This window comes from Catellatospora sp. IY07-71 (assembly GCF_018326265.1).
Lineage (GTDB): Bacteria > Actinomycetota > Actinomycetes > Mycobacteriales > Micromonosporaceae > Catellatospora.
Window position 1 is genome coordinate 5,523,300 of sequence record NZ_AP023360.1, and the last position, 23,629, is coordinate 5,546,928.

26 protein-coding genes are annotated in these 23,629 nt (G+C 72.6%); 18 read left to right on the forward strand and 8 right to left on the reverse strand.

Annotated features, from left to right (window positions below; genetic code table 11):
- Positions 1-41 precede the first annotated feature (41 nt).
- Positions 42-1,385, forward strand: coding sequence for a helix-turn-helix transcriptional regulator (locus tag CS0771_RS24385; protein WP_212843174.1), 1,344 nt, complete (start codon positions 42-44; stop codon positions 1,383-1,385).
- Positions 1,386-1,425: 40 nt separating this feature from the next.
- Here the strand turns inward: CS0771_RS24385 and CS0771_RS24390 are convergent, their stop codons facing one another.
- Positions 1,426-2,190: an alpha/beta fold hydrolase gene (locus tag CS0771_RS24390; RefSeq protein ID WP_212843175.1), complete on the reverse strand. Its 765-nt coding sequence runs from the start codon at positions 2,188-2,190 to the stop codon at positions 1,426-1,428.
- Positions 2,191-2,312: 122 nt separating this feature from the next.
- On the opposite strand from CS0771_RS24390, the gene CS0771_RS24395 reads away from it, so the two are divergent.
- Positions 2,313-3,470 (forward strand): GyrI-like domain-containing protein, encoded by a 1,158-nt coding sequence (locus CS0771_RS24395; RefSeq protein WP_212843176.1) that lies wholly within the window; start codon positions 2,313-2,315, stop codon positions 3,468-3,470.
- Here CS0771_RS24395 and CS0771_RS24400 read toward each other — a convergent pair whose 3' ends face one another.
- Positions 3,471-4,100 carry a TetR/AcrR family transcriptional regulator gene (locus CS0771_RS24400; protein WP_212843177.1) on the reverse strand — a complete coding sequence of 210 codons (630 nt, stop codon included), beginning with the start codon at positions 4,098-4,100 and terminating at the stop codon, positions 3,471-3,473.
- Positions 4,101-4,160: 60 nt separating this feature from the next.
- Here CS0771_RS24400 and CS0771_RS24405 point away from each other — a divergent pair, with 60 nt between their 5' ends.
- From CS0771_RS24405 to CS0771_RS24420, 4 genes are all read left to right on the forward strand, one after another.
- Positions 4,161-4,451: a hypothetical protein gene (locus CS0771_RS24405; RefSeq protein ID WP_212843178.1), complete on the forward strand. Its 291-nt coding sequence runs from the start codon at positions 4,161-4,163 to the stop codon at positions 4,449-4,451.
- Positions 4,441-5,430, forward strand: a complete 990-nt coding sequence (locus CS0771_RS24410; RefSeq protein ID WP_212843179.1) for an ATP-binding cassette domain-containing protein — start codon at positions 4,441-4,443, stop codon at positions 5,428-5,430. Before CS0771_RS24405 ends, CS0771_RS24410 begins: the two co-directional genes overlap by 11 nt.
- Positions 5,427-6,275 (forward strand): ABC transporter permease, encoded by an 849-nt coding sequence (locus tag CS0771_RS24415; RefSeq protein WP_212843180.1) that lies wholly within the window; start codon positions 5,427-5,429, stop codon positions 6,273-6,275. Before CS0771_RS24410 ends, CS0771_RS24415 begins: the two co-directional genes overlap by 4 nt.
- Positions 6,276-6,369: 94 nt before the next feature.
- The gene (locus CS0771_RS24420) at positions 6,370-6,831 is read left to right on the forward strand and encodes an SAM-dependent methyltransferase (protein ID WP_244870996.1); all 462 of its coding nucleotides are present in this window, start codon (positions 6,370-6,372) and stop codon (positions 6,829-6,831) included.
- A gap of 24 nt (positions 6,832-6,855) precedes the next feature.
- Here the strand turns inward: CS0771_RS24420 and CS0771_RS24425 are convergent, their stop codons facing one another.
- On the reverse strand, positions 6,856-7,461 hold the full coding sequence (locus CS0771_RS24425; protein ID WP_212843181.1) for a TetR/AcrR family transcriptional regulator: 606 nt from the start codon (positions 7,459-7,461) through the stop codon (positions 6,856-6,858).
- A gap of 101 nt (positions 7,462-7,562) precedes the next feature.
- On the opposite strand from CS0771_RS24425, the gene CS0771_RS24430 reads away from it, so the two are divergent.
- On the forward strand, positions 7,563-9,011 hold the full coding sequence (locus CS0771_RS24430; protein ID WP_244870997.1) for an MFS transporter: 1,449 nt from the start codon (positions 7,563-7,565) through the stop codon (positions 9,009-9,011).
- Positions 9,012-9,069: 58 nt separating this feature from the next.
- On the opposite strand, the gene CS0771_RS24435 is transcribed toward CS0771_RS24430, so the two are convergent.
- Positions 9,070-9,507, reverse strand: coding sequence for a DUF6463 family protein (locus CS0771_RS24435; protein ID WP_212843182.1), 438 nt, complete (start codon positions 9,505-9,507; stop codon positions 9,070-9,072).
- A 90-nt stretch (positions 9,508-9,597) separates the two neighbouring features.
- On the opposite strand from CS0771_RS24435, the gene CS0771_RS24440 reads away from it, so the two are divergent.
- Positions 9,598-10,176, forward strand: coding sequence for a TetR/AcrR family transcriptional regulator (locus tag CS0771_RS24440; RefSeq protein WP_244870998.1), 579 nt, complete (start codon positions 9,598-9,600; stop codon positions 10,174-10,176).
- Here the strand turns inward: CS0771_RS24440 and CS0771_RS24445 are convergent.
- On the reverse strand, positions 10,170-11,096 hold the full coding sequence (locus tag CS0771_RS24445; RefSeq protein WP_212843183.1) for an SMP-30/gluconolactonase/LRE family protein: 927 nt from the start codon (positions 11,094-11,096) through the stop codon (positions 10,170-10,172). The two genes, CS0771_RS24440 and CS0771_RS24445, sit on opposite strands and share 7 nt — an antisense overlap.
- 104 nt (positions 11,097-11,200) lie before the next feature.
- Between CS0771_RS24445 and CS0771_RS24450 the strand changes: the two genes are divergently transcribed.
- Positions 11,201-11,650, forward strand: a complete 450-nt coding sequence (locus CS0771_RS24450) for an Lrp/AsnC family transcriptional regulator (RefSeq protein ID WP_212843184.1) — start codon at positions 11,201-11,203, stop codon at positions 11,648-11,650.
- A gap of 63 nt (positions 11,651-11,713) precedes the next feature.
- Positions 11,714-12,085 (forward strand): hypothetical protein, encoded by a 372-nt coding sequence (locus CS0771_RS24455; protein ID WP_212843185.1) that lies wholly within the window; start codon positions 11,714-11,716, stop codon positions 12,083-12,085.
- An 84-nt stretch (positions 12,086-12,169) separates the two neighbouring features.
- Here CS0771_RS24455 and CS0771_RS24460 read toward each other — a convergent pair whose 3' ends face one another.
- Positions 12,170-12,766, reverse strand: a complete 597-nt coding sequence (locus tag CS0771_RS24460) for a DUF1349 domain-containing protein (RefSeq protein ID WP_212843186.1) — start codon at positions 12,764-12,766, stop codon at positions 12,170-12,172.
- Positions 12,767-12,887: 121 nt separating this feature from the next.
- On the opposite strand from CS0771_RS24460, the gene CS0771_RS24465 reads away from it, so the two are divergent.
- Positions 12,888-14,126: an MFS transporter gene (locus CS0771_RS24465; RefSeq protein WP_244870999.1), complete on the forward strand. Its 1,239-nt coding sequence runs from the start codon at positions 12,888-12,890 to the stop codon at positions 14,124-14,126.
- Between the two features lie 30 nt (positions 14,127-14,156).
- Here CS0771_RS24465 and CS0771_RS24470 read toward each other — a convergent pair whose 3' ends face one another.
- Positions 14,157-15,425 (reverse strand): NAD(P)/FAD-dependent oxidoreductase, encoded by a 1,269-nt coding sequence (locus CS0771_RS24470; RefSeq protein WP_212843187.1) that lies wholly within the window; start codon positions 15,423-15,425, stop codon positions 14,157-14,159.
- Between the two features lie 88 nt (positions 15,426-15,513).
- Between CS0771_RS24470 and CS0771_RS24475 the strand changes: the two genes are divergently transcribed.
- On the forward strand, positions 15,514-16,149 hold the full coding sequence (locus CS0771_RS24475) for a TetR/AcrR family transcriptional regulator (RefSeq protein WP_212843188.1): 636 nt from the start codon (positions 15,514-15,516) through the stop codon (positions 16,147-16,149).
- A gap of 9 nt (positions 16,150-16,158) precedes the next feature.
- Here CS0771_RS24475 and CS0771_RS24480 read toward each other — a convergent pair whose 3' ends face one another.
- Positions 16,159-16,617 (reverse strand): hypothetical protein, encoded by a 459-nt coding sequence (locus CS0771_RS24480; protein ID WP_212843189.1) that lies wholly within the window; start codon positions 16,615-16,617, stop codon positions 16,159-16,161.
- Positions 16,618-16,748: 131 nt separating this feature from the next.
- Here CS0771_RS24480 and CS0771_RS24485 point away from each other — a divergent pair, with 131 nt between their 5' ends.
- The 6 genes from CS0771_RS24485 to CS0771_RS24510 all read left to right on the forward strand — a co-directional run bounded on the left by CS0771_RS24485 (position 16,749) and on the right by CS0771_RS24510 (position 23,622).
- Complete coding sequence (locus CS0771_RS24485) at positions 16,749-17,036, forward strand: hypothetical protein (RefSeq protein WP_212843190.1); 288 nt, start codon at positions 16,749-16,751, stop codon at positions 17,034-17,036.
- Between the two features lie 224 nt (positions 17,037-17,260).
- The gene (locus tag CS0771_RS24490; RefSeq protein WP_244871000.1) at positions 17,261-21,352 is read left to right on the forward strand and encodes a bifunctional nitrate reductase/sulfite reductase flavoprotein subunit alpha; all 4,092 of its coding nucleotides are present in this window, start codon (positions 17,261-17,263) and stop codon (positions 21,350-21,352) included.
- A gap of 156 nt (positions 21,353-21,508) precedes the next feature.
- Positions 21,509-22,150: a class I SAM-dependent methyltransferase gene (locus tag CS0771_RS24495; protein ID WP_212843191.1), complete on the forward strand. Its 642-nt coding sequence runs from the start codon at positions 21,509-21,511 to the stop codon at positions 22,148-22,150.
- A gap of 277 nt (positions 22,151-22,427) precedes the next feature.
- Positions 22,428-22,844: a phage holin family protein gene (locus tag CS0771_RS24500; protein WP_244871001.1), complete on the forward strand. Its 417-nt coding sequence runs from the start codon at positions 22,428-22,430 to the stop codon at positions 22,842-22,844.
- Positions 22,845-22,846: 2 nt separating this feature from the next.
- Positions 22,847-23,098 carry a hypothetical protein gene (locus tag CS0771_RS24505; RefSeq protein ID WP_212843193.1) on the forward strand — a complete coding sequence of 84 codons (252 nt, stop codon included), beginning with the start codon at positions 22,847-22,849 and terminating at the stop codon, positions 23,096-23,098.
- Between the two features lie 140 nt (positions 23,099-23,238).
- Complete coding sequence (locus CS0771_RS24510; protein ID WP_239125725.1) at positions 23,239-23,622, forward strand: PRC-barrel domain-containing protein; 384 nt, start codon at positions 23,239-23,241, stop codon at positions 23,620-23,622.
- The last annotated feature ends 7 nt before the right edge of the window (positions 23,623-23,629 follow it).

The window sequence follows — 23,629 nt, forward strand, 5'->3', positions numbered from 1 at the left end:
GTTGCCGGGGCCTTGGCGGGCAGCCCATAGAATCGGCGATCGTGCCGACGGATTCCACGATGGGCGAACGGGTCACGGCGGCACGGTCCCTCGCCGAGTCCTTTCTGGACGACGCCCGCACCGCCGACCCGGTCACGCTGCGGGCGGTGGTGCGACGCCTGGAGGAGCTGCGCGGGCGGCCGCCGGCTGACGAGGTCGAGCTGCTGTTCCACACCGCGGCCGGGGTCGTCGGCGTCCGCACCCGGCAGCCGTACGCGAGCAGGCACCTCGACACCGCGCTGCGGCTGTTCGACCCGGCCCGGTTCGGCCGCGACGAGCTGTACCTGGAGTGCGCGCTGCTGTGCGCGCTCAGCGCGATCCGGCCGCACGAGGCCCGTGCCCGGTTCGCGCACCTGGTGGACCGCCTGGACGCGCCGCCCGCCCGGCTGGCCCGGCTGCTCACGATGATCGGGCTGGGCGACGCCTGGTCCGGCGACGTCGCCCGGGGCCAGGCCGCGCTGTCCCGGGCGCGGGCGCTGGCGATCGAGGCGGGCCGGGTGGACATCCAGGCCGAGGCGACCTCGTTCCTGGCCAAGGTCGAGGCGCTGCGCGGCGACACGGCCGCGGCGAGCGAGCACCTGAGCGAGGCCCGCGGCCTGGCCGCGCGGGCGGCGTCGAGCTGGGTCGCGGCCCACCTCGCCGAGTGCGCCGCGCCGCTGCACCTGGTCAACGGTGACGTGCAGGCCTGGGTGGGGGTGCTGGAGTTCCTGGTCGGCACGGCCGTCGGGGCGAACTCGGGGCTGTTCTACGAGCACCGCTGGGAGCTGGCCACCCATCACGCGCTGCACGGCGACCGGGCGCAGGCGCTGCGGCTGCTCGCGGGGATCCCGGACCCGCCGCTGGAGTGGCCGGGCGCGCCCGCGCTGCCCGCCTGGCGGGCGTGGATCGCCGAGCCGGACGATCCGGAGACGACGGCTCGGTTCGAGCGCTCCCTCATCGGGCTGAACCGTCCCGCCGAGCGCCTGTCCCGGGCCCGGATGGCCTGGCTGCTCGGCGAGCGCCACGCCCGGCTGGGCCGCCGCGCCGACGCCATCCGCCTGCTGGAGACGGCCGCCAGCGGGTACGCGGCGATGGGCGCGGGCGGCCCGCTGGCCCGGGTCAGCGCGGCGCTGGACCAGGTGGCGGCCCCCGTTCCGGCGTCGCCGCGCCAGGATCTGCCGCTCACGCCCACCGAGCTGCGGGTGGCGCAGTCGGTGGCGCTGGGGATGAGCAACCGGGAGACCGCCGAGCGGCTCGGCGTGTCCGCCAAGACGGTCGAGTTCCACCTGGCCAACATCTTCCGCAAGCTGGCCGTGCGCAACCGGACCGAGCTGGCGGCGAGCCTGACCCGCCCCGGCGGGGCCTGACCGTGGCGCGGTCCCGCCGGGCCGCGCCACGGCATGCGGCTCAGGCCTTGAGGAACTTCTCGATCGCCGAGACCAGGGCCAGGGGAGTCTCCTCCATCGGGTAGTGGCCCGCGTCGGCGAGCACGCACAGCTCCGCGTTCGGGTACCACTGCAGCCAGGTGGCACGCATGACGTCGGCGGACAGCGCCGGGTCCTGGCCGCCCGCGATCACCAGGGCCGGGGTGGTGTTGCCGGCGACCTCGGCGTGGAAGTCGGTGCGGGCCCAGGCCGTCAGGTAGGCCCGGAACGCCTCCACGTTGGAGTTGCCGAGCGACGCGGCCACCATCTCGTCCAGCCAGGCGGCGGGCAGCCGGCCGCCGGTGGTGAAGTCGATGATCGCGCGCCGGTTGCCCGGCTCGTCGGCGGCGCCGGAGAACAGCGCCCAGCCCTGCTCGTCGAACGGCACGCCGGAGGCGGGCACCGGGTTGACGCCGACCAGCTTGCGGACCCGGCCGGGCGCGTCCAGCATGACGCGCTGAATCACGCTGCCGCCCATCGAGTGGCCGATCAGCGAGAAGTCGTCCCAGCCGAGCTTGTCGGCCACGGCGGTCACGTCGCCCGCGATCTCGGCGATGGCGTACTCGCCGGACAGGTCGCGGGCCTGGCCGTAGCCGCGGTAGTCGGGGAACACGTAGGTGAAGGCGTCGCCGTCGAGATAGGGCACGACCTTCGCGAAGGCCCGGCGGTCACCGAACCAGCCGTGCAGCGCGATGACGCGGTGCGGCCCGGAGCCGTGGACGTCGTAGGGAAGGGCAACGGCTGACATGGAGGCTCCCTCGCCGATCGATGATGATCCCGGATGCCGGGCGGGTCAGTCTAGAAGCGCGGGCGCGGCCGACGGAAACACCGCAGTGACGTGTCGCGATATTCTAGTGCTAGAATATGGCCATGACGCTGACCGATGCCGAGCTGACCCTGCTCGGGCTGCTGCTGGAGCAGCCGCGCCACGGCTATGAGCTGGAGCGCGTCATCGAGGAGCGCGGCGTGCGGGCCTGGACGGCGCTCGGGTTCTCGTCGATCTACTACCTGCTGGACAAGCTGGCCGGGCGCGGCCTGATCGAGGCGACCGGGGCCCCTGCCGCGGAGCGGCGATCGGCGAAGTCACGGGCGACCTATCGGGTGACGGAGGCCGGCCGCCTGCTCTGCGAAGCCGCCACGAAAGACGCGCTGGCGGCGCTGACGCCGGTGCGCTCGCGCGTCCTGATCGGGATGGCGAACAGCCCCGGCCTGTCCGAGGAGGATGTGGCGGCCGGCCTCGGCCGGCGGCGTGAGGCGCTGCGGGACCAGCTCGCGGAGCTGCGTGCCACCAGAGCCCGGCAGGAGCCGCTCCCCGCCGTCGCGTCGGCGATCTTCGACTACTGCGAGGCCATGCTGCGCGCCGACGCGGCCTGGACCCAGGCCACCCTGCACGACCTGACCACGGAGACCACGTTGGACAAGTACGACATCAAGAAGGCGTTCCGTGAGCTGTATGCGCCGCCGACGCGGGACTTCGCCGTCGTCGACGTTCCCGAGCTGCGCTATCTCGCGGTAGACGGCCACGGCGACCCCAACACCTCCGCCGCGTACGGCAACGCCGTCGAGGCGCTGTACGGGGTGGCGTACGCGCTGAAGTTCGCGAGCAAGGCCGGCGGCAAGGACTTCGTGGTCGGACCGCTGGAGGGGCTGTGGCGGGCGGACGATCCGTCGGTGTTCCTCACCCGCGACAAGGCCGCCTGGTCGTGGACCATGCTGATCAGCCAGCCGGACTGGATCACCGAGGACATGGTCCGCGCGGCCGTCGCCGCGGTGGCCGCCAAGAAGCAGAACCCCGCGCTGGCCGAGGTCCGGCTGCGCAGCCTGGCCGAGGGCAGGTGCGTGCAGATCCTGCACGTCGGCTCCTACGACGACGAGGCGCCGACCCTGGCCCGCCTGCACGAACGCTACCTGCCCGAGCATGGCCTGACCTTCAACGGCGACCACCACGAGATCTACCTCAGCGACCCGCGCCGCACCGAGCCGGCCAAGCTCAAGACGATCCTGCGGCAGCCCGTCAAAGCCGTCTAGTCAGTCCGCGCAGAGCTGTGCGCGCAGGGTCTGCCAGGTCCACTGTTCCCATCGCTCTGGCGACCATCCGCGGTCGCGGGTGAACAGCAGGTAGAGCTGCGTGCTCAGCAGCGCGTACAGCAGATCGGCGGCCGCGCCGGAGGCCGTCGCGCGGGCGTCGGGTTTGGCCACCAGGGCCGCCGCGGCGGCCGCGTGCACCTCGAAGCGGGGACCGTCCCCGTGCGGCCACAGGTGGGCCACCTCGGCGTCGGTCGCCGCGGCGGTGGCGACCATCTCGGTGATGGCCGCGACCCGTTCGAGGATCTCGCGGGTGCCCCGGACGTGGGCCTTGAGCTGTGCTGCCGCGGTCGGTTCGGCCAGCGCGGCGCGGAACCACGGCCGGTTCACCGTCGCCACCGGCTCGTCGTCGCCCGCGATGGTGACGTCGACCAGCTCCTTGAGCAGCGCCCGCTTGTTGCCGAAGACGAAGTAGACCGTCTGCACGGCCACTCCGGCGCGCGCGGCGACCTCCTGCATGTTGGTCGCCCCGTAGCCGTGCTCCACGAACAGGTCGCGGGCGGCGTCCAGGATGGACCGCCGCGTCTCCGCGGCCTTCTGGGTGCGCTTGTTCACGCGGTTGACATCAGGCACCGCTATAGCGTACCTCTAGAACCCGTCACTAGTGAACGCTTCTAGCGAAAGGTTCTAGTAATGACCGTCATCACCCTCACCCGGTTCACCGCCGACTCCGCAGCGCAAGCAGAGCTGCTGGTCAGACACGCGGCGCTGGTCTCCGTCACCCGCTCGGCCGGGCACGGTCCGACCGAGACCCGGCTCGGCCGGCTCGACGAGCGCACCTGGCTGGCGATCTGGCGGTGGGACTCCGCGGAGCAGCTCGCGGCGGCCCGGGGGATCGCGCCCGGCCGTCCCGAGTCGGCGGCGGCCTTCGCGCTGGCCGAGGACGTGACCGTGGAGCAGATCGAGGTCGTCGATGAGCAGTGAGACGACCACGCCGGCCATCGAGGCGAGCGGGCTGCGCAAGACCTTCGGTGCCGCGCCCGCACTGGACGGGCTGGACCTGCACGTGCCGGCCGGCGGCGTGTACGGCTTCCTCGGGCCGAACGGGGCGGGCAAGTCCACGACCATCCGCGTCCTGGCCACCCTGCTGCAACCGGACGGGGGCACCGCCCGGGTGCTCGGCCACGACGTCGTCCGCCAGGCCGAACGGGTCCGCGAGCGGATCAGCCTGACCGGCCAGTTCGCCTCGGTCGACGAGGCGCTGACCGGAACCGAGAACCTCACGATCATCGCGCGGCTGCTCGGCCTGGGCCGTGCGGCGGCCGTACGGCGAGCGGGGGAGCTGCTGGACGGCTTCGGCCTGGCCGAAGCGGGCGGGCGCACGGTCAGGACGTACTCGGGCGGCATGCGCCGCCGGCTCGATCTCGCCGCCAGCGTCGTCGTCCGGCCGGACCTGCTGTTCCTCGACGAGCCGACCACGGGCCTGGATCCGCGCAGCCGCGGCCAGGTGTGGGACGCGGTTCGCGCCCTCACCGCGGAGGGCACGACCGTGCTGCTCACGACGCAGTACCTCGACGAGGCCGACCAGCTCGCGGACCGGCTCGCGGTCATCGACCACGGCCGGGTGGTCGCGGAGGGCACCCCGGGGGAGCTGAAGGCCTCCGTCGGGGCGGGCACCCTCCAGGTGCGAGTTTCCGACCCGGCCCGCCGGTCCGCGGCGGAACGTGCGCTCGGTGACGTCCTGGGGGCGGCCGTCCGGCCCGGACCCGACGACGCGGCGCTGCTGACGGCCCGGGTCGACGACCCCGGGCGAGCCTCGCTCGCGCTGGCCGGGCTCGCCGGGGCGGGCATCGCCGTCGACACGTTCGCCCTCGCCCAGCCGAGCCTCGACGAGGTGTTCCTCGCCCTCACCGGGCATCCCGCGCCGGACGGCGCCACCACCCATCAGGAGCAGCCGGTATGACCACCGCATCCGCCACCCGTCAGCCGGCCGCCTCCGGAGGTGTCCGATCGCTGCGGGACACCGTCTCGGCCGGGCCGCGACCACCCCGCAGCAGCGCCCTGTCGGCGTCGCTGACCTTCGCCCGCCGGGCCCTGCTGCGGATCAAGCACGTGCCGGAGCAGCTCGCCGACGCCATCATGATCCCGATCCTGTTCACGGTCATGTTCACCTATCTGTTCGGCGGGGCCATGGCCGGTTCTCCCCGGGACTACCTGCAGACGCTCCTGCCGGGCACGATGGTCTTCGCCGTACTGCTGATCAGCGTGTACGCCGGCGTCAACCTCAAGACCGACATCACCACCGGCGTGACCGACCGCTTCCGCTCGATGCCGATCTGGCGTCCGGCGCTCATCGTCGGCGGGCTGCTCTCCGACGCCGCGCGCAACGTGCTCGCCGCCGGGCTGGTCGTGGCGCTGGGCCTGGTCATGGGCTTCCGGCCCGGCGGTGGCGTGGGCGGGGTGCTCGCCGCGATCGCGCTGCTGCTGGTGTTCGCCTTCGGCCTGTCCTGGGTCTGGGCCACGCTCGGGCTCGTGCTGCGTACGCCGAGCGCGATCAGCGCGGTGAGCTTCCTCGTCCAGTTTCCGCTGACCTTCGCCAGCAACGTCTTCGTCGACCCGGCGACCATGCCCGGCTGGTTGCGGACGTTCGTCGAGGTCAACCCGGTGAGCATGGTGGTGGACGCGGCACGCGGCCTCATGCACGGCACGGGCACCGCGGACCAGCTCGTCCGGGTGCTGGCAGCGGCCGGACTGCTGGTGGCCGTGTTCGGGCCGCTGACCATGCGGCTCTACCGGACCCGGGCCTGACCCGCTCCGGTGGCGTGCCACGGCCGACGGCGCCGTGGCACGCCACCGGAGCGGGAGACGTACCGCGAACCCTGACCATCAGGAGGGATCCATCATGCGCTTCGAGATGACCGCCGTCGGGATCGTGCACAACGACCGGCCGGACCCCGCGCTCACCGACCATTGGGGTGCGGTGACCAGCACCATCGTCGTGGACCCGCGTTTCGGTGACGACTGCATGCTCGGCCTGGCCGAGTTCTCCCACGTCGACGTGTTCTTCGTGTTCGACCGGGCGACCGAACGGCCGGACCACCGGCCCCGGTGCCCGCGTGGCCGCGCGGACCTGCCGGAGGTCGGCATGTTCGCCGACCGCGGCCCCAACCGGCCCAACCGGCTCGGCATGACCACGTGCCGGATCGTCGCCGTACGGGGCCGGGAGCTGACCGTGCGCGGGCTCGACGCCGCGGCGGGCACCCCTGTCGTCGACCTCAAACCCGCCATGGCCGAGTTCCGGCCCGCCGAGATCAGCCAGCCAGAGTGGGTCGGCCGGCTCATGGCGGACTACTTCCTGCCGTGATCCCGTCCTCGCGGCGCGGCGTGCTCAGCCGCGCCCGCGGGACTGCGGCCGCAGCGGGGCGATGACCTGCTCGATCAGGTTCCGCAGGTGTTCCGGTGATGGCCGTCCGAGATGGAGCAGGTGCCGGTAGTAGATCGGCCCGTACAGCATCTCCACCGCCAGCCGCAGGTCGGCGTGCTCGCTGAGCTCGCCGGCCTGCCGCGCCGCGTCGAGCCGGTCGACGGCGGCCTGCACCCGGGGCCGGATGAGCTGCGTGACCAGGGCCTCGGCGAGCTGCGGATCGTGCTGCGTCTCGGCGATCAGCCCGGTGTACGCCGAACCGGCGCGCGGGCTGCCGAGGAAGGCGAGCACGGCGTTCATCTGCTCGTGCAGATCCGCGGCCACGTCGGCGTTGTGTGGGAAAGGCGTCTCGGCCGGGGCGAGATCGGTGACGGCCTCCAGCACGACGGCGCCCTTGGACGGCCACCACCGATAGATCGTCTTCTTGCTGGCGCCGGCCCGGGAGGCGATGGCCTCGACCGTGGTGGCCCCGTATCCGACCTGTTCGCACAGGTCCAACGCGGCCGTGAGGATGGCGCGGCGGCTGGTCTCGTTGCGACGGCGGGTGTCGGCGGGCGGGTCGGCGCTCATGTGGCGATTCTAGGAAACGACACGGGTCGTGTTGACAGCGGGCATGCCGTCGTCTCAGACTGAGGAAACGCTACGTGTCGTGTCGTCAGTTAGGAATAACCGTGTCATCGACCCACCCCTCCACCCGCGCCTCGCGGCGTCCCGCGCTGGCCGTGCTGTGCCTCATGCAGCTGATGATCGTGCTGGACGGGACCATCGTCACCGTCGCGCTGCCGGCCATCCAGGACGCCGTCGGCTTCACCCAGTCCGGACTGTCCTGGGTGGTCAACTCCTACCTGCTCGCCTTCGCCGGCCTGCTGCTGCTGTCGGGGCGGCTCGGCGACCTGCTCGGCGCCCGGACCATCTTCCTCGCCGGTGTCAGTGTCTTCACCGCCGCCTCGCTGCTGTGCGGCCTGGCGAGCAGCCCGGAGCTGTTGATCGCCGGACGGTTCCTGCAGGGTGCCGGTGCCGCGCTGGCCTCGGCCGTCGTCGTCGGGATGATCGTCGTGCTGTTCCCCGAGCCGGGCGAGCAGGCGCGGGCCATGGGCCTCTACAGCTTCGTCTCGGCCGGGGGCGGCGCGGTCGGCCTCATCGCCGGGGGAGTGGTGACCGAGCTGTACGGCTGGAAATGGATCTTCCTGGCCAACCTTCCGCTCGGCGTACTGGCGCTGGCATCGGGCCTGCGCCACCTGTCCCGGCAGCCCGGTCTCGGCCTGCGCGCCGGAGCGGACGTCGCGGGCGCCGTGCTGGTCACCGCGGGCCTGTCCCTGGGCGTGTTCACCATCGCCCGGATCGCCGAGCACGGCCTGAACCCCTGGTACGCGCTGCTCGCGGTGCTGCTGCTGGTGCTGTTCGCGGTCCGGCAGGCGACGGCCGCGCGCCCGCTGATGTCGCCGGCCGTCTTCCGCGACCGGCAGACCGTCGGCGCCAACGTGGTGGTCATGCTGGTATTCGCGGCCGGGTTCGGTTTCCAGTTCCTCAACGCGCTCTACCTGCAGCGGGTGCTCGGGTTCGACTCGATGCGCACGGGGCTGGCCTTCCTGCCCGCGCCACTGGTCATCGGGGCGATGTCACTGCTGCTGTCGGCCAGGCTCACGGCCCGGTTCGGCACCCGGCGGGTGCTGCTGACCGGGCTGGCCGCCCTCGGCGGGGGCCTGCTGCTGCTGAGCACCGCCCCGGTCGGCGGCGACTACTGGCTGCACGTGGCGCCCGCCCTCGTCATCCAGGGTATGGGCATGGGACTGACGATCCCGGCGGTGATCATGCGGGCGATGTCGAACGTGGCACCAGCCGACGCGGGACTGGCCTCGGGGGTCAACAGCACCGCGCAGCAGGCCGGGGCGGCCGTCGGCCTGGCCGCGCTGGCGACGATCGCCACCAGGCACAGCGACGGCCTGCTCGGGGAGGGTAAGCCGCTGGTAGAGGCACTTCGTGACGGCTACAGCCTCGCCTTCACCGCCGCGGCCGGGCTGGTGTTCCTGGCCTGGTCCATCACGTACATCGTCCTCGGGGACCGGAACGCGCCGCCGGTGGCGACACCGGAGCGGCCGCTGGTCACCGTCGCGCACTGAACGGATGTGGCGGCCGGCCGGGTGAGCCGGCCGCCACACCGGCCTGGGGCGAGTCCGCTCAGGATGGTCGCAGGGCCGCCGGTCGCGCATCCTTCCGGGCGGCCACGACGATGAGCATCCCGGCGACCGTTCCGGCGAAGAACGGCGACGGCACGAGCAGGACACCGCCCAGCAGGCACCACGCGGCCAGCACCCAGCCGAACGCGGCCGGCACGGCGACGCCGCGTCCCGCCAGGTGCCAGATCAGGCAGCCCAGCAGGATCAGCGGCACCGCGAAGCTCGCCGGACCCGCCCAGAAGGTGACCTTGTTCTGCAGCGCGTCCACGGTGCGGCCGCTCTCGCCGGCCAAGGCCAGGGGCACGGCCGCCCACATCCCCCGGTCGACCCAGCCCGCGACGCCGGACCATGCGGTCAGCGCCAGCAGGCATAGGTGCCCCGTGCCCAGCACGATCATCGTCCCGCTCGCCCAGCAGAGCAGTCGCCTGCGGTTGCCCACGGTCCCGTCCCTCCTCACCCGGCCGCGTACGGCCGGTCGATCTATACGGTGCCGTATAGATGATCTGTACGGTACCGTACATTCACGACGGTGGACCAGGAGGTGGGGGCGATTCCCGCTGTGGCGCGCACGACACGAGCCCGCTGGATCGAAGCCGGGCTGGCGGCCCTCGCCGAGGGCGGACCCGACGCGGTCCGCGTCGAGCAGCTGGCCGCCCGGCTGGGCGTCACCAAAGGCGGGTTCTACGGATACTTCGACGGCCGGCCCGCGCTGCTGGCCGAACTGCTCGACGAGTGGGAGCGCCGCTGCACCCGGGAGATCATCGCCCGCGCCGACGCCGAAGGCGGCGACGCCGCCGACCGCATCCGCCGCGTGGGGCAGCTGAGCTCCTCGGACGACCTGCACCGGATCGACCTCGCCGTTCGCGCGTGGGCCCGGCACGACGAGTCCGTCGCGGCCCGGCTGCGGCGGATCGACAACGAGCGCATGGACTTCCTGCGGCGGGCGTTCAGCACCTTCGTCGCCGACCCGGCCGAGGTCGAGGCGCGCAGCACCCTGATGTTCGCGCTCGCCATCGGCCGCCACTTCATCGCCGCCGACCACCCCGGACACACCACCAGCGACGCGGTCGCGCGCGCCGCCGAGCACCTGCTGCGCCCACCTCAGTGAGGCAGGGCGGGCCGCGGGTAGCGGGCGCCGTTGAAGGTGACCCGCAGCGTGTACACCGAGGTTCCGGCGGTGATGAACAGGTGGTTGAGCTTCGGTCCGCCGAAGGTGAGGTTGGCGACCGACTCGGGCAGCAGGAGCTTGCCGATGAGGGTGCCGTCGGTGGCGAAGCAGTGCACGCCGTCCCAGGCCGCGGCCCAGACCCGGCCCTCGGCGTCGACGCGCAGGCCGTCGAAGCGCCCGGCGTCGCAGGTGGCGAAGATCGTCCCGCCGGTCAGCCGCCCGTCGGCGGTGACGTCGAAGACGCGGATGTGGCTGGGCTCCTGGCGGGTGTCGGCGATGTACAGCCGCTGCTCGTCGGGGGAGAAGGCCAGTCCGTTCGGCCGGCAGAAGTCGTCGGCGACGACGCTCAGGTCGCCCGTGGCCGGGTCCAGCCGGAAGACGTAGCAGGCGCCGCCGAACTCGCTCTCGGCCTGGTTGCCCTCGTAGTCGCCGGTGATGCCGTAGGTCGGGTCGGTGAACCAGATCGTGCCGTCGGCCCGCACCACGACGTCGTTCGGGCTGTTGAGACGCCTGTCCTGGTATCGGTCGGCGAGCACGGTGATGCTGCCGTCGTGCTCGGTGCGGGTGACGCGGCGGTTGCCCTGCTCGCAGGTGATCAGGCGGCCCTGGCGGTCGACGGTGTTGCCGTTGGCGTAGCCGGAGCCGTGCCGGAACACGCCGACCGCCCCGGTGGTCTCGTCCCACCGCAGCAGACGGTCGTTGGGAATGTCGCTCCACACCAGGTAGCGGCCCGCCGGGAAGTAGGCGGGGCCCTCGGTCTTGCGGGCGCCGGTGTGCAGGCGCTCGACGACGAAGTCGCCGTCGCAGTAACGGAAGCGCTCGTCGAGCACGGTGAACTCGGCGGGAATGGTGTCAACCACGGTGGTGCCTCCAAGCTCTGAACTTTGTATGGCAGAAGCGTAATACTTCCGAATCTGATATGGTCAACTCAGAAGTCAGCTGAATCACATTAAGAAGGCCGCGCATGGTGGATGACGTCGATCGGAGACTGCTGGCCCGCCTGCAGCAGGACGCCACGCAGTCCTATGCCGAGCTGGGCAAGGCGGTAGGCCTGTCCGCGGGCGCGGCCCACGACCGGGTACGCAAGCTGCGTGAACGCGGTGTCATCCGCCGGACCACCGTCGACGTCGACCCCGCCGCCGTCGGCCGCGGCGTGTCGGCGTTCGTGATGGTGGACGCGAACGCGTGGATGGGCGATCCGCCCACCCGCGACGCGCTGCTCGCGATCGACGGCATCGAGGAGGCGCACATCGTGGCCGGAGCCGCCTCGCTGCTGGTGCGGGTGCGGGCCGCGACCACCGAGGAGCTTCAGGCGACGCTGCGGCAGATCTTCGCCGTGGACGGCGTCACCGGCACCCAGACCGTCGTGGTGCTGGAGACCTTCTTCGAGCGCCCGCTGCGCGTGCTGCCGTGAAAAAACACCGGGCGTACGGCATGTTCCCAGCTCGTGCACAGGGGGAGTGGCTAACGTCGGCGCATGGACGACAAACGTGCCCGGCGGGTGGTGGACGTGCTGCGCGAGCGCGGCATCCCCGCGCACCTGTCGCTCGCCGGTGGACACCGGCGGGCCGGCATCCGCATCGTGCTGGCCGACGGCCGCGAGGCGCTGTGGGACACCGACGGCACCGCCGGGCTGGAGGCGCAGGTGCTGCGCGACGGGATGCTGGTCGGCTTCGTGCCGCACATCCCCGGCTCCGAGGATTTCACCGAGGAGCAGGTCGTCGACGCGATCGCCCGCACCGACTACGACCAGCCGATCGCCCGGCAGCGCCGCGAGGCCCCGCCGCCGGCCGCCCCGCTGCCCATGGAGGGCGGGTTCTTCCGCCGTTTCTTCGACGGCCTTCGCTGAGCCACCATGCGCTGAGCCACGCCAGGTTGGGACGAGTGCGCGCCTCTGGCTGCGGCTCGGGCGCGTGGCTGACGCCGCTGCGGGTCAGGAGCCGTCGCGCAGTTCGGCGAGGCCCTCGTTCTTGAAGGTGACCTCGCTGAAGGCGGCGGAGCAGCCCTGGCCCGTGGGGGACTGGGCCTCGAAGCCGACGGCCGCGGGCTCGTCGAGCGTGAAGTAGCGGATGAAGTGCCAGAAGCCGCCGTCGGCCGAGGCGTGGAAGGCGTACGCCTGCCCGGTGCGCGAGACCCGCAGCCACGCCGTGTCGCCCTCGACGACGAAGGCGTTGGCGTCGTCGGACACGCCGCGCGTCACCACGGAGACGATCATCGGCTTGGCCTGCGGCGACAGCTCGAAACACAGCTTGCCCCACTGCGCGTCCCCGGCATGCAGCAGCAGGACCCCTGCGTCGTAGGTCGCGGCGAAGCCCACCGTCACCTTGGCTGACAGCTGGAAGTCGCCGTCGACCGGCATGGTCAGCCGAGGGGCGTTCACGGTGGGCGCGCCGCCGGCCGGGTCGACGAACATGTCGGTGCGCGGACCGGCGGTGATCTCGACGCCCGTCGGCGTGAGCGCCCACGCGGCGGGCGGAAGGCCCCAGGTGAGTGGTGCGGGGATTCCGCTGATCGTCACGGCGTCCGGCATCCGTACATGAAACCATGCTCGGCCGGCGCCGGTGGGACCGATCGCCGAAGGTGGATGATGTGGGCCAACGCACCCGAAACCGGCAGGCGCGGATACGGCGACCAGGACTAGCGTCCCCGTCATGCTCACCCGGTTGATCAGCCGCCTGCCCGCCGACCAGGCCACCCGTGCCCTGATCCTGAGCACCCTGGCCGGGTCCACGTCGCGCGGCCTGTTCATCACGGTGAGCGTCATCTTCTTCACCCGGTCGGTCGGGCTCTCGGCCGCCGAGGTCGGGCTCGGCCTCACCATCGCCGCGGTGGTCAGCCTGTTCGCCGGGGTGCCCGCCGGCCACCTGGCCGACCGGATCGGCCCACGCGGCGTCATGGTCACGTTCGGCGCGGCGCGCGCGGCGCTGATGCTCGGCTACCTCGTGGTGGACGGCTTCATCGGCTTCGTCGCCGTCGCCTGCGCGGTGCAGCTGCTGGAGACCGGGTTCAGCGCGGCGAACGGCGCCCTCATCGCCGGATCGATCCCGGGCGAGCAGCGCGTGCGCACCCGTGCCGTGCTGCGTTCGGTGACGAACGTGGGCTGGGCGATCGGTGCGGTGATCGCGGGCGTGGGGCTGAAGTTCGACACCCGGGCCGCCTACACCGTGATCATCGTGGTGTGCGTCGCGATCGCGCTGCTGGCCAGCACCCTGGTGCTGCGCGTGCCGCCGGTGGCACCGCAGCCGAAGGCGGCCTCGGGCCCGGCGCTGGTCGTGCTGCGGGACCGGCCCTACCTCGCCCTGGCGGCGCTCAACGGGGTGCTGTGCATCCACTACGGCATGCTGAACGTGGCCGTGCCGCTGTGGGTGGTCGAGCGCACCGACGCCCCGACCTGGGTGGTCGCCGGGATGACGCTGCTCAACGCGATCGTCGTCGCGCTGTTCCAGGTCCGGGCCAGCCGTGGCACGGCCACCGTGGAGGGTGCCGCCGCCGCCCAGCGCGTCTCGGGGTTTCTGCTGCTTGGCGCGTGTGTGCTGTACAGCCTAGCCGCCGGGCTGCCCGGCTGGGCAGCCGCGCTGATCCTGTTCGCCGCAGCCGGTGTGCACGTGCTCGCCGAGCTGCGCCAGGCCGCGGGCTCGTGGGGAATCTCGTTCGGCCTCGCTCCCGACCACGCCCAGGGCCAGTACCAGGGCCTGTTCGGCACCGGGTTCTCGGTCGCCGGGGTGATCGCCCCGGCGCTGCTGGCCACCGTGGTGGTCGGCTGGGGCTGGCCGGGCTGGGTGCTGTTCGGCGTCGTGTACGCCGTCGCCGGGGCGGCGGTGCCGGTCACGGTGCGCTGGGCGCGGCGCGCTCGCGCCCAGGCCGTGCAGCCCGAACCCGTGCTGGTCTGAACGCATCCGGCAGGGGTCATCGCCGGCCGGTCACCGGCCGAACCGGGCGGCCATGCGGCGCCGGGCGGGCGGTAGCGCGGCGACCGTGCGCAGCATCGCCCGGAACGCGGCCCGGCCCAGCCGGTTCGCCGAGGCCGCCTGCTCGGCGTTGCGCAGCGACTGGCGTACGGCCGCGAACCCGTAGTCGAGCATGCGGTGCTCGTAGTCCTGCAGTGCGGGGATCAGGCCCTGCTCACCGGCGGCGACGGCGGTGAGGTTGCGGCGCAGCAGGTCGGCGTCGCGCAGGGCCGTGTTCGCGCCGACTCCGGCCAGCGGTGTCATGTTGTGGATGGCGTCGCCGAGCAGCGTCACCGGCCCGGTCTCCCAGGGGCCGACAGGAGTGGCGCTGCGCAGCCGGATCGCGTTCACGGTGCCGGGGTCGGAGCCCGCCACGAGGTCGCGCAGGGCGGGCGCCCAGCCGGACACGCGCTCCAGCACCACGTCGCGTAGCCGGGCACCGTCCAGGTCCTCGACGCCGCGCGGGAAGGCCGCCGCGGCGTCGTTGAAGCCCCAGAGCACGAACGGGGTGGTGTTGTCGAGGAGGAACTCGGCCGGGATCCGGTCGCCTCGCGACGTCAGGTTGCGGTCGGGGCGCCACACGGCGGTGAACAGCGAGCCCCGGTCCTTCGGGATGACGAGGTTGGTCTGCCGGGTCAGCACGTCCGGCAGGGCCGCGCCGTCGAGGCGGTGTTTGCCGGCGATCGCGAGCACGCCCGTGTCGGCCCGCTCGGCGTGGGGGAGCAGCTGGCGGCGTACCCGGGAGTTGGCGCCGTCCGCGCCGACGAGGACGTCGGCGCTGTCGGTGCTGCCGTCGGCGAAGTGCGCGGTGACCCGGCCGCGGGCGACCTCGTAGCGGACGAACTCGCTGCCGTGCCGGACGACGTCACCCAGGCCGGTCAGCAGCACCTCGCGCAGGCTGATCCGGCTGACGCCGTAGTGCTGCTCGTGTGGGCCGCCCTCGGGGGTGAGCTCGGCGGCGGAGAAGCGCAGCAGGTCGTCGAGGTGCTCGGTGGTGAAGGCGAAACCGCCCTGGTCGATGGAGACGGTGTCGAGGAACGCCTGCCAGGTCTCGGGTGGCAGTGCGGCGTGCAGCGCCCGGCTGCCGTGCGGGTTGATGTGGATGCGGTAGCCCTGCAGCCAGTCCGTGCGTGCACGGGTGCGCTCGTGCACGGTGACGGCCACCCCGGCTCGGCGCAGCCCGTGTGCGAGGCACAGGCCGCCGATGCCCCCGCCGATGATCATGACGCTGAGTTCGCTCATGAGACCGAGTATTAGCCGGACAGATGGCACTGTCAATCAAATGATTGATAGCGTCAGTCACACGCTGAACCGTGTTACGGTGATCGCCATGAGCCGACCCCGCCGTTCGCCCAGCGGCGACGAGCGCAAGCGCGACGCCGAGCGCACCCGCGAGCGCATCCTCGAAGCGGCACTGGCCGAGTTCGGCGAACACGGCTACGCCGGTGCCCGGACCAGCGCGATCGCGGCTCGCGCGGGCGTCAACCAGCAGCTCATCTCGTACTACTTCGACGGCAAGGAAGGACTGTTCCAGGCGCTGCAACGCCGGTGGGAGACCGGCGGCGGCGCTCCCCGCCCGGACTCGTCGCTGGCCGAGGTCGTGTCGCAGTTCGTGAAGCAGGCCGGGGCCCAGCGGTCGTGGGCGCGGATGCTGGCCTGGGAGGGACTGGCCGACACCGGGGCCGCCGCGCCCGCGGACGACGGCGAGCGGCGGTCCGGCGACTACTTCGCGGCGATGGTCGACGACGTGCGCCGCCGCCAGCAGGCGGGAGAACTGGCCGGCGATCTCGATCCGGCGTACGTGCTGCTCACCTTCTTCGCCGCGACCCTCGCACCGACGGTGCTCCCGCAGATCGTGCGCCGGGTGACCGGGCTGGCGGCCGATTCGCCGGAGTTCCTGGAGACGTACGCCGAACAGCTGAACAGGATCGTGGCGCGGCTCGCCGTCCCCGGCCCGGCCGCCTGACCTGCCGTTCTACTGGTCGTGCCAGTGGGCCAGTTCGGTGGCGATCTCGCGCTCGTCCGCGGCGTTCTCGCGGGCCGTCACGGCGTCCTCCCGGAACCGCGCGCCCCGATCACGGGTGTCTGCCTCGTGCTCCCGGGCGTCTGCCTCATCGTCCCGTTCGTCGGCGGCCTGATCGCGCGCGTCGGCGCGCCGCTCCCGTTCGTCGGCGGCCGCCTCCCGTGCGTCCAGACCGACCTCGCGCGCTCCGGCCCGCTGATCACGGGCCGCGGCGTCGGCCTCCCGGGCGGTGAGCCGGCTGTCGCGGCATTCGAGCGCGATGTCGCGCTGGTCGGCTTCGTCGTTACGCTGATCAGCCTCGGCGTCGCGGATGACAGCCTGGGCCGCCTCGGCTGCGGCGAGCGTCTCCGCTTCGCGTACCCGACGCTCGCGCTCGGCGAGTAGGCGAGCTTGCCGGCCGCCTCGTGTCATATGTCAATTCTATAGCAAAAGGGCACAAAAGATTCATGCCGTGACCGGCCGGACCGGTTGCCGGCCCTGGGTCCGGTCCGGATCGGACCGCAAGTCCGTTCCGGCCGCACCGGCGCTGATATAACCGTGCGGTGCGCGCGAGGCAGCCGTATTGGCAGAGCTACTGGTACGACCTGCGCTTCCGTCCGAAGGGCACCCCGTCGTTCGAACCCATGAACCCCGACGGGCCCCGGCCGGTGCCGGACGAGTCGCTGGCGCTGGGCACGGTGGACGAGTTCGCCGAGCGGCTGCTCGCCGTGGGCGTGGACGAGCTCGACGACCTGTGCGGCGAGCTGCGGGTGCTGGTCTACACCGAGGCCGCGCCCGCGCCGGGCACCGAGCCGGTGCTGGTGCGCACGGTGGAACTGGGGCGCCGATGATCCGCGAGACATCGGCGACTGTCGTATTCGGGCACTTGTCTGGACCCGTGAGGTGCGGTGGGCTGGAGCGGCGGTTCACAGCTGTGGAGTCGATGTTGTGGGCGCGCTGTAACGGGCTGTGGCGCGGTCGTGTGACGGGCGTGTAACGGGCCGTTCCTACCGTCGTGGTGCGGCCCGGTCGCCGACCATGGCGCCGGCCCCGCAGGAGAGGGTGGTGCGTCGAGGTGCCCGAGGCGGAGGCCGCGAACCGGGTCCGGACCGTGTGCTCGTACTGCGGCGTGGGCTGTGGCATGGTCCTCGACGTCGTCCGCGAGCCGGGCGGCCGCCGGGTCGTCCGGAAGGTCGCCGGGGACCGCGCGCACCCGGCGAACCGCGGGCGCCTGTGCACCAAGGGTGCGACCAGCGCGGACATGCTGGCGGCGCCGGGCCGGCTGGACACGGCCCGGATCCGCCCGGCGCGCGGCGCGGACCCGGTCGAGACGGACCTCGACACGGCCGTGGCCGAGACCGCCCGGCGGCTGCGCGCGATCGTCGACGAGCACGGCCCGGACGCGCTCGCCTTCTACGTCTCCGGGCAGCTGACGATCGAGGCGCAGTACCTGGCGAACAAGCTCGCCAAGGGCTTCGTGCGGACCAGCCGGATCGAGTCGAACTCGCGGCTGTGCATGGCGAGCGCCGGATCGGGCTACAAACTGTCGCTGGGGGCCGACGGGCCGCCCGGCTCCTACGAGGACTTCGACCACGCCGACGTGTTCCTGGTGATCGGGTCGAACATGGCCGACTGCCACCCGATCCTGTTCCTGCGCATGATGGACCGGGTCAAGGCCGGGGCGAAGCTGATCGTCGTCGACCCCCGCCGCACCGCCACCGCCGACAAGGCCGACCTGTTCCTGCAGATCCGCCCCGGCACCGACCTCGCCCTGCTGAACGGGCTGCTGCACCTGCTCGCCGCCGACGGCTGCCTCGACGAGACGTTCATCGCCGAGCACACCGAGGGCTGGGCGGCGACGGCGGAGCTGCTGGCCGACTACCCGCCGCAGCGGGTGGCCGAGCTGACCGGCCTGGCCGAGGACGACCTGCGCCGCGCGGCCGGCTGGATCGGCGCGGCCGGGGCGTGGATGAGCTGCTGGACGATGGGGCTCAACCAGAGCACGCACGGCACCTGGAACACCAACGCGCTGGTCAACCTGCATCTGGCCACCGGTGCGATCTGCCGGCCGGGCGCTGGGCCGTTCTCGCTCACCGGGCAGCCCAACGCGATGGGCGGCCGGGAGATGGGCTACATGGGCCCCGGCCTGCCGGGGCAGCGCTCGGCCCTGTCGGAGGGGGACCGGGCGTACACCGAACAGGTCTGGGGCCTGCCCGAGGGCAGCGTGCGGGCCGAGGCGGGCACGGGCACCGTGGACATGTTCGCGCGCATGGCCGCGGGTGAGATCAAGGCGTGCTGGATCATCTGCACCAACCCGGTCGCCTCGGTCGGCAACCGCCGGACCGTCATCGAGGGCCTGGAGGCCGCCGAGCTGGTCGTCACCCAGGACGCGTTCGCCGACACCGAGACCAACGCGTACGCCGACATCATGCTGCCCGCCGCGATGTGGGCCGAGACCGACGGCGTGATGATCAACTCGGAGCGCAACCTGACCCTGTCCCGGCAGGCCGTCGACGCGCCGGGGGAGGCGCTGCCGGACTGGATGCTGATCGCCCGCGTCGCGGCCGCGATGGGCTACGCCGACGACTTCACCTACGCCGACGCCGCCGAGGTCTTCGCCGAGATCCAGCGCTTCACGAACCCGGCCACCGGCTACGACCTGCGCGGCGTCACCCACGAGCGGCTCGCCGCGGGACCGGTGCAGTGGCCGGTCGCGCCGGACGGGCCCGACCGCAACCCGGTCCGCTACCGCAACGACGGGGTCAGCCAGCCCGTGCTGATCCACGCCGACGGCACCCGCCCGCGGCTGGTGTTCCCGACGCCGACCGGGCGCGCGGTGTTCCACCCGCGCCCGCACCTGTCCCCGGCGGAGATGCCCGACGAGACGTACCCGTTCCTGCTCAACACCGGGCGGGTGCAGCACCAGTGGCACACCCTCACCAAGACCGGCAAGGTCGCCAAGCTCAACCGGCTCAACCCCGGCCCGTTCGTCGAGGTCAACCCGGTCGATGCCGCGCAGCTCGGCGTCGCCGACGGTGACCTGGTCGAGGTCGCGTCCCGGCGCGGCCGGGCGGTGCTGCCCGCCACCGTCACCGACCGGGTCACGCCCGGCGCCTGCTTCGCGCCGTTCCACTGGAACGACCTGTTCGGGGAGTACGTCAGCGTCAACGCGGTCACCAGTGACGCCGTCGACCCGATCTCGCTGCAGCCCGAGCTGAAGGTGTGCGCGGTGGCGCTGACGAAGGTCGCGGTGCCGGGTGAGGCGCCGCCGGCCGTGATCGTGCCGGAGCTGCCCCCCGCCGAACTCGCCACCGTGCCCGGCGCGGTGCCGGACGTGCTGCGGGGCGTGCTCGCGCTGGGTGACGACGTCGCCTTCACCCCCGACGACGTGCAGCGCCGCTACCTGGCCGGCTTCGTCGACGCCCTCTCGGCGGCCCCGCCGGGGCCGGGTCAGGTGCCGGTGCTGCCCGCGACCGCGCCGTTCAGCGTGGACGAGGCGCTGTGGGTCGACGGCCTGCTCGCCGGGATGTACTCCCGCGCGTCGCGCGACCGCGACGGTGGCCTGGACACTCCGGCGCGCGCGGTGCACATCCTGTGGGCCTCGCAGACCGGCAACGCCGAGGAGTTCGCCACCACCGTCGGCCGGCGGCTCGCCGAGTCGGGCTGGCGGCCGGCGGTGCACCGGATGAGCTCCGCGCTGCCGCAGGTCCTCGCGGACGGCGCCGACCTGCTCTTCATCACCAGCACCTTCGGCGACGGCGACGCACCCGACAACGGCACCGGCTTCTGGCAGGCGCTGCGAGCCGACAGCGCGCCGCGGCTGGACGGGCGCCGCTACGCGGTGCTCGCCTTCGGCGACTCCAGCTACGCCGACTTCTGCGGCCACGGGCGGCGCCTCGACGCCCGCCTGGCCGAGCTCGGGGCCACCGCGCTGCTGCCCCGAGTCGACTGCGAACCCGACTACGACCACACCGCCCGCGGCTGGCTGGACCAGATCCTCGGCACCCTGGCCGGTCCGGCCGCCCTGCCGGGTGGCAGCCGGGCTGCCCGGCCCACCAAGGACGCGCCGCTGGCGGTCACCCTGACCGGCAACCGGCTGCTCAGCCTGCCCGGCTCGGCGAAGGAGGTGCGCCAGTTCACCTTCGACACGGGCGGTGCGCTGGCGTACGAGGCGGGCGACGCCCTCGGCGTGTGGCCGGTCAACTGCCCCGAACTGGTCACCGAGTGGCTCGCCGTCACCGGTCTCGACGCCGCCGAGCCCGTCGAGGTGCCGGGCCACGGCGTGCTGCCGCTGGGCGAGGCGCTGCACCGCCGCCTGGAGATCACGAAGATCACCCCGGACCTGCTGCGCCTGGTCGCCGAGCGCGGCCACGACCCGCAGCTGGCCGCGCTGCTCCGCGCCGACAACACCGGCGAGCTGGCCAAGTGGACCTGGGGACGGCAGGCCGTCGACGTCATCGCGCACCGGCGAGTGCGGGCCGGCGCCCAGGAGTGGGTGGACGTGCTGCGGCGGTTGCAGCCCCGGCTGTACTCGATCTCCTCGACGCCGGTGGTCGAGCCCGACCGGATCAGCCTGACCGTGTCGGTGGTCCGCTACCACAACCCGGCCGGTCACACCCGCAAGGGCGTCTGCTCGACCTACCTCGCCGACGCCGCGCCGGGCGCCGAGGTGGAGGTGTTCGTGCAGCGCTCACCGCACTTCCGCCCGCCGGAGGATCCGGCCGCCCCGATGGTCATGGTCGGGCCGGGCACCGGTGTCGCGCCGTTCCTCGGGTTCCTGCAGCAGCGGCACGCCCTCGGCGCCACCGGGCGCAACTGGCTGTTCTTCGGCGAGCAGCGTCGCGCCACGGACTTCTACTACGCCGAGGAGCTGGCCGCGCTGCGCCGGCACGGCACGCTGACGCGCCTGGACACGGCGTTCTCCCGGGACCAGCGCAGCAAGGTGTACGTGCAGGACCACATGCGCGAGCACGGCGCGCAGCTGTGGTCGTGGCTGGCCGAGGGGGCACACCTCTACGTCTGCGGCGACGCCAGCCGCATGGCCAAGGACGTGGACCGGGCGCTGCGGGAGGTGGTCGCCGCGCACGGCCACCTGGACACCGACGGCACCGCGGCGTACATGGAGCAGCTCGTGGCCGACCGCCGCTACGTCCGCGACGTCTACTGATCCCGGCGTCCTGGCCGAGCATGGTGAGCGGTGCCGCGCCATCTCTTGTTGCCAGAACGGCAAGGAAACTTGCCGAAGGGGCGGACGTCGCTACGGTGGAACCGCCGGCCGGAGTCACGGCGGGCCGTCGCACGATCTGACCAGGAGCGTTGCCCCATGAGCCACCCGCACGACCAGCATGCGGAGCATGCCGCCTTCGGCCCGCAGTGGTGGGAGCACCACTACCAGGAGCGCACCGCCGGACACGGCACGCCGAGCCCGCAACTGGTGGCCGAAACGACCGGGCTGCGGGCCGGGACCGCGCTCGATGCGGGCTGCGGGCGAGGCGCCGACGCGCTCTGGCTCGCGCGCCAGGGCTGGCAGGTCACCGCCGTCGACGTTTCACCCACTGCCGTCAGCCACGGGGAGCAACTCGCCGCAGCGGAAGGCGCCGACGTCGCCGCCCGCGTCTCGTGGGTCGTGGCGGACCTGGCCACCTGGTCGCCCCTGGAGCAGTACGACCTGGTGGTGAGCCAGTACGTGCACCCCGCCATACCGTTCGCCGCATTCGTCGCCCGGCTGGCCGCGGCCGTCGCGCCAGGCGGCACGCTGCTCGTCGTCGGCCACGACCACGCCGACGAGCACTCGGCCGCCCACGCTCCCGCCCAGGCGTCGATCGGCCTCGACGCGTTCACCGCGCCGCTGCCCGCGGAACAGTGGGACGTCCAGGTGGCCGAAACCCGGATCCGGCACCTGGACCACGGCTCCACCCGGAAGACCTTTCACGACCTGGTGGGCAAGGCCCGCCGCCACGGGTGACGGCGCCGCGCCCGACCGTCCTGACGCCGGGCTCGGCGAAGATCTCCGTCTCGTGTCACAACCCTGCGTCAGACCGCAGATCCTCACATGAGACCGCGATCAAGGGCAGGTCGCGCCGATGGCGAGACCGCGCTGAGGTTAAGAAGGGCACCTTCCTCTACGCATAGCGTTAAGAAGGTGCCCTTCCTTTCTGCTGGTTGACGGTGGACGTCCTGGCCGGGCGGTTTAGCGAGGCCGGATCAGGGGATGCAGTCGGCAACCGATGGAGGAGGCCGGCATGCCGGGCGTGCCACAGCAGTCGTCAGCAGACCTGATCAAGTTGGCGGGGGAGCAGCTGTCCGAACTCGTCCGCGCCGAGGTGGCGCTGGCGAAGGCGGAGTTGCAGGACAAGGCCGCCAAGACCGCGGTGAGCGCGGGCCTGTTCGGCGCGGCCGGGGTGAGCGTGTTCTGGGCGGGCGCCGCCCTGGCCGCCGCCGCCGTGCTCGGGCTGGCCCTGGTCCTGCCGGCGTGGCTGGCCGCGCTGGCGACCGCGGGGGGCCTGCTGCTGATCGCGGCCGTGCTGGCGCTGGCCGGCCGGTGGCGGTTGCGGCGCGCCGGTTCGCCGGTGCCCCAGCGAGCGCTGCGGGGCCTGCGTGCCGACCTCGCCACGCTGACCCATCCCGCCGCGGACGCGGCGCACCTGGAACGGATGTGACCGTGAGTGACACGACCGCCGAGATCGCACGAATCGACGCACAGGCCACGGCGGCACGGGCGGCGCTGAGCCAGACCCTGGCGCAGCTCACCGAACGCGCCGACGTGGCCGGCCGGATCAAGGCCAGGACCGCCGAGGTCACCGGCCAGGCCCTGAGCGCCATCCAGGACCGGCGCAACCAGCACCTGGCCTGGCTCGCGGCCGGCGTGCTGGTCGTCGCCGCGATGACGTTCCTGGTCCGCCGCCGCTCCTGACCACCGCTCGTGGTCGAAGCTCCCGTCCGCGGTCAGCCCGCGTGGCGGGAGCTTGGACCATGAAAGCGGGCCTGTGCTGGATTAACACGGGTCAGGCCGGGTAGACGGGCCGGGAAGCAATGACGAGCGAGGAGACCAGCATGACGGAGCTGAACACCGAGCCCTGGGACCCGTGGAACTACCGGGCGGTGCTCGACTACAAGCCGGTCGCCGAGGGCGGCGAGAAGGACATCGTCGGCTTCCGGGTCGAGGCGAGCGACGGCGGCATCGGCAAGATCGACGAGCAGACCGGCGAGGTCGGCTCGCGGTACGTCGTGGTCGACACCGGCCCGTGGATCTTCGGCAGCAAGGTGCTGCTGCCCGCCGGGCTCATCAAGGACATCGACCTCGACGACGAGCGCGTCTACGTCGACTGCACCAAGGACGAGATCAAGGACGCGCCCGAGTACGACGCCGAACGCCACGACGACACGGTGTACCGCGACGCGCTGGGCTCGTACTACGGCCAGATCTGGCCACGCTGACCACACT